The sequence below is a fragment of the Bradyrhizobium canariense genome (genome assembly GCF_019402665.1).
Taxonomy (GTDB): domain Bacteria; phylum Pseudomonadota; class Alphaproteobacteria; order Rhizobiales; family Xanthobacteraceae; genus Bradyrhizobium; species Bradyrhizobium canariense.
Genome location: NZ_VSST01000091.1, coordinates 20,875 through 29,229, shown reverse-complemented (window position 1 = coordinate 29,229; position 8,355 = coordinate 20,875). Strand labels below are relative to the sequence as shown.

Annotated in this window: 9 protein-coding genes and 1 pseudogene; 9 read left to right on the top strand and 1 reads right to left on the bottom strand. The window is 57.9% G+C overall.

Annotated features, from left to right (window positions below; translation table 11 throughout):
* The first annotated feature begins 276 nt into the window (after positions 1–276).
* From FXB41_RS37915 to FXB41_RS37875, 9 genes and pseudogenes are all read left to right on the top strand, one after another.
* Entirely contained in the window at positions 277–1,437 is a 1,161-nt protein-coding gene (locus FXB41_RS37915) for an alpha/beta hydrolase family protein (protein ID WP_219685403.1), read from the top strand.
* Positions 1,438–1,463: 26 nt separating this feature from the next.
* Positions 1,464–2,411, top strand: coding sequence for a VOC family protein (locus tag FXB41_RS37910; protein WP_219685407.1), 948 nt, complete (start codon positions 1,464–1,466; stop codon positions 2,409–2,411).
* Entirely contained in the window at positions 2,395–2,745 is a 351-nt protein-coding gene (locus FXB41_RS37905) for a Rieske (2Fe-2S) protein (protein ID WP_219685402.1), read from the top strand. The genes FXB41_RS37910 and FXB41_RS37905 overlap by 17 nt, the downstream gene beginning before the upstream one ends.
* Positions 2,746–2,888: 143 nt before the next feature.
* Positions 2,889–3,860: a fumarylacetoacetate hydrolase family protein gene (locus tag FXB41_RS37900; protein ID WP_219685401.1), complete on the top strand. Its 972-nt coding sequence runs from the start codon at positions 2,889–2,891 to the stop codon at positions 3,858–3,860.
* Between the two features lie 229 nt (positions 3,861–4,089).
* Positions 4,090–5,166, top strand: a complete 1,077-nt coding sequence (locus FXB41_RS37895) for a YeiH family protein (protein WP_246649518.1) — start codon at positions 4,090–4,092, stop codon at positions 5,164–5,166.
* 128 nt (positions 5,167–5,294) lie between these two features.
* A pseudogene (locus tag FXB41_RS41840) lies at positions 5,295–5,588 on the top strand (FAD-dependent monooxygenase); the annotation flags it as partial.
* Positions 5,589–5,683: 95 nt separating this feature from the next.
* Entirely contained in the window at positions 5,684–6,412 is a 729-nt protein-coding gene (locus tag FXB41_RS37885) for a LuxR family transcriptional regulator (RefSeq protein ID WP_219685400.1), read from the top strand.
* 83 nt (positions 6,413–6,495) lie between these two features.
* Positions 6,496–7,176 carry an acyl-homoserine-lactone synthase gene (locus FXB41_RS37880; protein ID WP_219685399.1) on the top strand — a complete coding sequence of 227 codons (681 nt, stop codon included), beginning with the start codon at positions 6,496–6,498 and terminating at the stop codon, positions 7,174–7,176.
* 13 nt (positions 7,177–7,189) lie between these two features.
* Positions 7,190–8,140, top strand: a complete 951-nt coding sequence (locus tag FXB41_RS37875; protein ID WP_219685398.1) for a LysR family transcriptional regulator — start codon at positions 7,190–7,192, stop codon at positions 8,138–8,140.
* On the opposite strand, the gene FXB41_RS37870 is transcribed toward FXB41_RS37875, so the two are convergent.
* The gene (locus FXB41_RS37870) at positions 8,116–8,352 is read right to left on the bottom strand and encodes a DUF2274 domain-containing protein (RefSeq protein WP_219685397.1); all 237 of its coding nucleotides are present in this window, start codon (positions 8,350–8,352) and stop codon (positions 8,116–8,118) included. The two genes, FXB41_RS37875 and FXB41_RS37870, sit on opposite strands and share 25 nt — an antisense overlap.
* Between the last annotated feature and the right edge of the window lie 3 nt (positions 8,353–8,355).

Below are 8,355 nucleotides of genomic sequence, written 5' to 3'. Positions count from 1 at the left end.
GCTTTGCCTCGGATTCCGCATCTCGCCGCGCGCCGCGGCCAAAGGTGCGCGTTTCGCGAGGTATTGACCATTTCCATGGTTCGTACAAGCAACATGAATTTGTCAAGCATCATCGCCGACGCTATTCGTTTTGCACCGAGCGATACCAGGGGTGATCGAGCCGCACAGCGACCACGTGAGCCTTGGCTGCGTAGAGAACCTCTAGTCGAAAACGCTCGGGTTTTGCCTCGTACGAATACCCGAACGTCTGCCATTCGAGCGAAAGAAGGGAACGCCTTGTTCAAGTATTTCCCAACGAACTATGTCTGGAATCTGTCTGTCGACCTCGCCATCGAAATGGGCGCTCGAATGGGCGAGATCGAGGAAATGTGTGCGCCGTTGCAACAAGCGGCGCTGCAGCCGGACGCCGAAGGCGTATGCGCCTTCCGGGAGAGTTGGGCGCGCATGGCAGATAAACTGTGCAACCTCGCCGACGAAGACATTGCGCACGGACGGCTATTGTCTGCTGGCGAGAAATACAATCGCGCGGCCATCTATTATCTCACATGCGAAAGACTCCAGCGTCATGACGCTGAAGGCCGCCTCACACTCTATCGCCGATTCCTTGATATCTTTGCCCGCGGCGTCCATCTCTCGCGAGAGAATTGTCAACGCGTTCAGATCCCTTATGAAGGACAACATCTCGCTGGCCTCTTCGTAGCAGCCGAAAACGTCCAGGGGCCGGCTCCACTCCTGCTGCAGGTCAATGGTCTCGATTCAACCAAAGAAATGAGATATCGCATCGGCCTTCCCGCCTGGCTGGCCAAACGCGGCGTGTCGTCGCTCGTTGTCGACCAGCCGGGCACAGGTGAGGCCCTTCGCCTGCAAGGCCTGCACGCTCGCTTTGATACCGAGCATTGGGCAAGTCGGGTCTTTGATTGGCTGGAACAAACCCGTGCCGACGTCGATTCGCGGCGCATCGGCCTCGAGGGCGTGTCCCTCGGCGGCTATTACTGCCCGCGCGCGGTAGCCTTCGAGGCGCGTTTCGTATGCGGCGTAGTCTGGGGCGCAAATCACGACTGGTACGACGTACAGAGGAAACGCCTCGCGCGTGAGGGTGATTTCCCGGTACCTCACTACTGGGATCATGTGTGTTGGGTCTGGGGCGCGCGCGACGTGGACGATTTCATGCGCATCGCAGAAAACGTTCGCCTCGACGGCGTGCTTGATCGGATCGAGGTCCCCTTCCTTGTGGCCCATGGCGAGAAGGATTCGCAGATCCCGTTGCACTGGGCGCAGCGCACGTATGACGGCCTCATCAATAGTCCGAAACGCGAGTTGAAGATTTTTACAGCGCGCGAGGGCGGCGTCCAGCATTCGAGTTTCGACAACAGCATCAACGCCGGCCATTACATCGCTGACTGGGTCGCTGAATCGCTCAATGGAAAAACCGTGTGATCGATACGCTAACAAGGAGAAATGAAATGAAAATCGTCGGTCTCGACACATTGATCTTCGGCGTCGAGGATCTAGCAATCGCCGGGCAGTTTTTCCGAGATTATGGGGCGATCGAAGCGCCGATCGAGGGCGGCCTACGCTTTGAAGCACTCGACGGCACTGGCGTCGAATTCTATCCCGCGGATGACGCTCGCCTGCCTGCGGCACCGGTTGCCGGCTGCCAATTGCGCAAGACGGTCATGGGCGTTTCCTGCGCCGAGGACCTGGAAGCCATCCGTGCTGAAGTCAGCAAGGACCGCGAGGTTCGCAGTGTTGCGGATCAGTCGATCGAATGTATGGACAACAGCGGCTTTCTCCTCGGATTCCAGCCGACGATCCGCAAGGCTTTTCACCTGCCAAGCGAGCAGGCGAACGCGCCCGGCGCTGCCTCGACGCGGCAGGTCAATCGGCTGGGGGTCGATGCCAACCAGACTATCGCGCCGCGCACCCTGTCGCACATCGTGTATTTCGTGCCCGACGTCGCCGCAGCCGAAGAATTCTATGTCCGGCGCTTGGGCTTTCGCTGCACGGACCGGTTCGAGCAGGTTGGTCCCTTCCTTCAGCCGATGGGCACGCTCGACCATCACACCCATTTCCTCATCGGTGCACCTCCCCACATGCAAGGCGTCGAACATTTCGCGTTCCATTTCGGCGGCCCAACCGATGTGATGTTGAACGGTAGCCGTTTCGTCGAAAAGGGCTATCAGCCCTTCTGGGGACCGGGGCGGCATCTCTTCGGCTCTAACTGGTTCTGGTATTTCAATAGTCCCTTTGGCTGCCACGTCGAAATGGACGCCGATATGGACCTCCACGATGCAAGCTGGCGCCATCGCACCGTGCAGCTTTCGGCGGACACCTCGCAGGCCTTCTTGACGCGCGTTCGCGAAAAATGGTCCCCCGGGCCGGGAACGCCGAAACATGGCGCCTATGCCTGATCTTCCACGGCGCCGCCTCTGTCATGTCTCCGAGGTCAACGAGGGCCAGGCCCGGGGTTTCGGGCGGCCCGGCGCAGCGCAGGACGACCTTTTCCTCCTGCGCCGCAACGGACAAGTTCATGCTTACCTAAACGCCTGCCCACACCTTGCGGGAGCGCCCCTCCCCTGGCGCAAGGATGCATATCTGTCCCCCGAAGGATCGGCCATCGTCTGCGGCGCGCATGGCGCACGTTTCGATCCAACAACCGGCCTTTGCTTTCAGGGCCCCTGCCTCGGCGAACAGTTGCGTCGGGCTGACATCATGATCGACGAAAAGGGTAACGTGTTCTACTGAACTGGAAACGAGCATGACGCGGGTGACGGAATTTCAGGTCGTCGACTGCGGCGCTTCGATATCGGGGCGGAAGGACGCGATGCGCCCTCAAGACGCGGGGCCTATGGCTCCTCTCGACAACTTCTGGAATTGAGGACTCGAAGATGAAATTGGCCAGTCTCGCCGATGACAGCAGGGACGGACGTCTCGCCGTCGTCTCGCGCGATCTCACGCGCTTGCTCGAAGCTGGCGGAATTGCGCGCACAATGCAAGAGGCGCTCGAAAATTGGAACAATGTTCTCGCCCCGCTCAACGCCCTTTCGGACCGCCTAAATGCGGGCGAGGGCGCGTGCTTCGCCCCGGAGCACGCCCTCGCCCCCTTGCCGCGCGCCTGGCAATGGCTCGACGCCTCAGCCTTTCCCTCCCATGGTGCACTGATGGACCGCGTCTTCGGTGTCAGCGCCAAAAAATACGACGCTCCGTTAATGTATCAAGGTCTATCCCACCAATTTCATTCGGGCACTCAAACCATCTCCTTCAACGACGTTGACGACGGCATCGATTTTGAAGGTGAAGTGGCGGTGATCCTGGGAGAGACCCCGCGTGGTGCCGATGTCGCCGAAGCCGAGAAAAGGATTCACCTCATCGGCTTGGTTAATGACTGGTCCCTCCGCAAGATCGCGCCGATAGAAATGGCCACGGGTTTCGGATGGATCCTGGCCAAACCACCTTGCAGTATGGCGCCCGTGGCGGTGACACCCGACGAGCTCGGCGCGTCTTGGCGTGACGGCAGAATCCAACTGCGGCTGAAGGTCTGGCGCAATAGTGAGATCTTCGGACAAGCCCACGCCGGGGCCATGGAATTCTCCTTTCCTGAACTCATCCGTCATGCTGCGCGGACTCGCTCGCTCTGCGCCGGAACCATCCTAGGCTCGGGGACAGTCTCCAACGAGGATTTCCGTGTCGTTGGCTCGTCCTGCATCGCCGAAAGGCGAGGCGTTGAATTGGAGGATTCCGGCCTGGCAAAAACGCACTACATGAGCGACGGCGAACGCGTAACTATGGAAATGCTCGATGCCCAAGGCATTTCTCTATTTGGCCGCATAGACCAAGCGGTGAGCACTGTTGCAGGCTGAGAACGCCAGATTCAGCACTCAAAAAGACGTCCGAGCCCCTCACTCACCGTTGCTTCTTCCCGTGCACGAAATCCATTATGCGCTCTCACAGGTCATCCCGAGTGCATCGCAGACCATCGCCGCGCTTTATGGAGAAGCATTTATCGGATCGATTGTAATTACATATATGAACGATTGGATCGCACTATCACAATGCGAGATCCTCCTCCCGCATTCGAAGGAGGTTCCGATGCCGATGATCGCCGATGACCAAGCTCATCCAGCACAAACTACAACCGAGATTGACAGACGGGACGACGACGCAGCCCGCGCGCGTCCTCACTTCGCTATCCTTCCCGGACTACTTTTGACCGCCACGATCGCCGCGAGCGCCTTCAGCATGCGCCGAATCCCCGGCATTGCGAACTTCAGTCCAATGATTCTCGCCATCGTAATCGGCATGGCCCTTCACAACATGCGCGGGACCCCAGCGCTTGCCAAAGCCGGTGTTTCATTTTCACTCAGGAGGGTGCTGCGTTTTGCTATCATCTTGCTTGGTCTTCAACTTACCGCTTCGCAGGTACTCGAAGTCGGCGCCAAGGGCATGGTCGTAATCGTCGTGTCTCTGATTGCGACATTTGCGTTCACCATCTGGCTCGGGCGGCTAATCGGCGTTGACCGCAAGCTCTCCGAGTTAATCGCTGCTGGCACCTCAATTTGCGGCGCTTCTGCTGTGATTGCGACCAATACTGTCACCAAGGCTCGGGATGAGGACACCGCATACGCAATCGCCTGTGTCACAGTTTTCGGCTCAGTCGCCATGTTCGGCTATCCGCTTTTGCAAGGCGCGTTGCACCTCGACGCGCATGCTTACGGTCTTTGGGTGGGAAGCTCGATTCATGAGATAGCGCAGGTCGTCGCGGCCTCCTTCCAGGGTGGCAAGGAGGCGGGTGATTTCGGCACCATCGCCAAATTGGCACGCGTCGCGATGCTCGCGCCGGTGGTGATAGCGCTCAGTTTTGCGGCAAGACATCGAGCCCGCAGCTCTGGCGTTGATAAGGCCGACGCCAAGACACCAATCCCCTGGTTCGTGCTGGGCTTCATCGCCATGGTTTGCGTCAACAGCCTGATCGCAGTTCCGCCGGCCATTGAGACCACGATCGTCACCGTGACGACGTTCCTGTTATCGATGGCTTTGGCGGCCATGGGGCTGGAAGCCGACATCGCCAAGTTACGCGCCAAGGGCCTTCGGCCGCTACTGCTTGGATTTGCCGCCTTCCTCTTTATCGCCGGCTTCAGTCTGCTGATGGTCAAGATGACAGCGTAAGACTGGGGTACGTGGCTCGGCCGCGACGAGGATTTCGCTGCGAAAGTCACATGCAGGCGCGTGTCCTCGTCGTAGCTGATGCAAGCTCATTAGCAGCTCCTCAGGCGCTCAAAGGGATGGACGCGAAAATGAACGTTCAAGTTTGCATCATCGGCGGCGGCATGTCGGGGCTGCTGTTGTCGCAGCTCCTGCATGTGCGCGGCATCGACACCATCGTGCACGAGAGGCAGAGCCGCGACTACGTGCTCGCCGGCGTCCTCGGTGCCGCTTCGCCGGGCTGATGCGCGACGCGCAGCGAGGCGATCGCATGGACTGCGAGGGCGAGATCCACAATGGTTTTCACATCAGCCATGACGGCGTGCTCGACCATATCGGCCTCCACAAATACTCGCGGGAATTCGGTGATGGTCTGTAGCCAGACAAGACCACGCAACCAACCCGGAGCTCCTCTAGGCCGGGCAGCCGCGCGAGATGAAATCTGAAGCACACTAATCTTGGGCATGTCGCAGGTTTAGCAATGCATCGCATCTTTCAGAATTTCGTCGATCGTCTGTCATCAGCAGACGATCCTCATGAGTTTTCGAAAGCAATGGCGGACACAGCAGCCGCGTTGGACCTATCCTGCTTCGCCTATCTCGCTCTCCGGCGCGAAACGAAAACTACACCGCACTTGATCTCCACGTACCCATCCTGCTGGACTGCTCGCTATTTGAACAAGAACTATCACACAATCGATCCCGTCATTAGAGAAGCTCTGCAGACTCCGGAACCCTTCCGGTGGGGAGCGGATTTTTCTTCAAGATCCAGTGCGCTTGCGGAGCAGCAACTCCTCGATGAAGCCGCTCAGTTCGGGATCCGATTTGGCTTTACCGTCCCCATTCACGATGGACGGGGTCCAGTCGCAGCACTGACCTTCGCCGTCGACGAGAAACGGCCGCCATTTGAGAAGTGCATTGATTCGTATGGACGCGTTCTTCAGCTTATGGCGACGTATTTCCATGCGCACGTCCGCCGTAAGCTCGCGGATGAACGTAAGGTAGACGGGATCCGCTTGTCTCCGCGCGAATTCGAATGCTTGGAATGGGCTTCACAAGGGAAGAGCGCTTGGGAAATTGGATGCATCCTCGGCATCTCACAGAGCACAGTCGCATATTACTTAGAGAACGCGAAGGAAAAGCTGGGTGTGCGAACTGTCATACAAGCAGTCGCGCTCTTGGTGGCGGCTAATAAAAGAAAGCGAAATTAGGACGAGCGCCCCCTACAGCTAGAGGTAGTGAATGAGACCAACAATCCCGCTTCAAAGGAGGTGCTACCACTTTTGGAGGGACTATGATTCAGCTGATCACGCAACCTTCTTATGGCGAGTTTTCAGGAACTCTCGTTGAGATGCATCGATTGCGGCATCGCGTTTTCAAACTACGCATGGCATGGGATGTTCAGGCCAGCGGTGACATGGAAATCGACGATTTCGATGCACTGCATCCCGCCTATCTTGCGCAGCTATCTGACAACGGCCAAGTACAAGGTACCGTTCGTCTCCTCCCCACCCTTGGCCCGACCATGCTTCGGGACACCTTTCCGACCCTTCTTGAAGGCCGCCCCGCCCCGTCCACTCCGTTCATCTGGGAAAGCAGCAGATTCGCCATCGACGTTGTAGCCGACGCTCCCAAAGGAGATCACGGCATCACTTGTGCCGCATACGAGTTGTTCGCTGGAATGGTCGAGTTCGGGCTTTCGCGACAGCTCACCGATATCGTTACTGTCACCGACGTTCGAATGGAGAGAATCCTTCGACGAGCCGGATGGCCCCTGCGGCGCATTGGTAATCCTTCCACAATTAGCAACACCTTAGCCGTGGCAGGTAAACTCGAGATTTCTCGCGAAGCTCTGGCTAATCTTCGCGGAGCCGGCCGTCTCTCAGCACCTGTTCTTTGGGCACCAGTGATCTTCGCTGCCGAAGCGAGCGCGTCCGCGCCTAGCGCGGACATGCCGTGTCTTGCGATTTTCTAGCGAAGCGACAAACATGACCGACATCAAGACCAGGAGCAATCGACGGAGCGCTGGAAGAGCCATTGAGCTGCAGCAACTTCGATTAGCAATTGCCGCCTGTGACTACGGTAGCTTCCGACAAGCCGCAGAAATGCTTTCAGTCAAACACACGGCGCTCAGTCGCTCCATAAGCCAACTCGAGTACATAGTCGGTACTTCATTGTTTGAGCGATCAACCGGAGGGATCAAACCGACGACCGTCGGCCACAACGTTCTGCGAATTGCGCGGTTGATCCTGGAACAAGTTGACATGCTCGTTGACACAGGAAGGTCCGGTGGTCGCGGCGATACCGGCCATCTTGTCATCGGTTTCTTCACATCCATGTCCGCTGGCAATTTGCGGGCAACGATAGGTGAGCTCAAGAAGCTGCTACCACGGCTCGAATTACTAACAATGGAACGCTCTCGTTTCCGGTTGATGACTGCCCTGCGTAACGGAACCGCCGACGTTGTCGTTAGCCCTGGACGTCTGTCTTCGAAAGACACCAGATCACTACTTCTCTGGAGCGAACGCATCCTGATCTCCCTGCCTCAGGATCACCGCCTGGCGGCACGCGAGGTCATCTATTGGACGGATTTGCGCAACGAAAAGATCCTTCTTAGCGAGTATGATCCTGGACGCGAGTTCGAGGATCTCTTGATTTCGAAACTCGTAATACCTGATGAACGGCCAACGGTCGAGCGCCATGACGTAAGCCGCGGCATCATCAAGAGTCTGACGAGTATGGGCATGGGGCTCAGTCTGGTGATGGAATCGGATATTGGTGCAAGTTTCGCTGGCCTTGTGTACCGTGAGTTGCAGGACGGAGCGGGGCCGAGCCGGGTGGACTTCTATGCGCATTGGCGTGACGACAATGAGAATCCGGCTCTGAAGCGTTTTCTCGATCTGTTGGTAGAACGCTATCCCTCGCCTCCACCGCTGTGACCGGCCCGTCTCGCCTTTGCAAAACCACGGTCCGTGGCCATAAAGCGTGCCAGCATGGGCGCAATGAGCTTTGCCGGATCGATGCGTTGCCCATTTTCGCGTGCAAGGGCTTCTGCATAGGCGACGAGATCTCGATGGACTGACGCTGGAAGCTCAGTGGTGACCTTGACCGGCTTGTCGTCTGGCAGCGCTCCTATTCTCAGCTTGGGCATCCC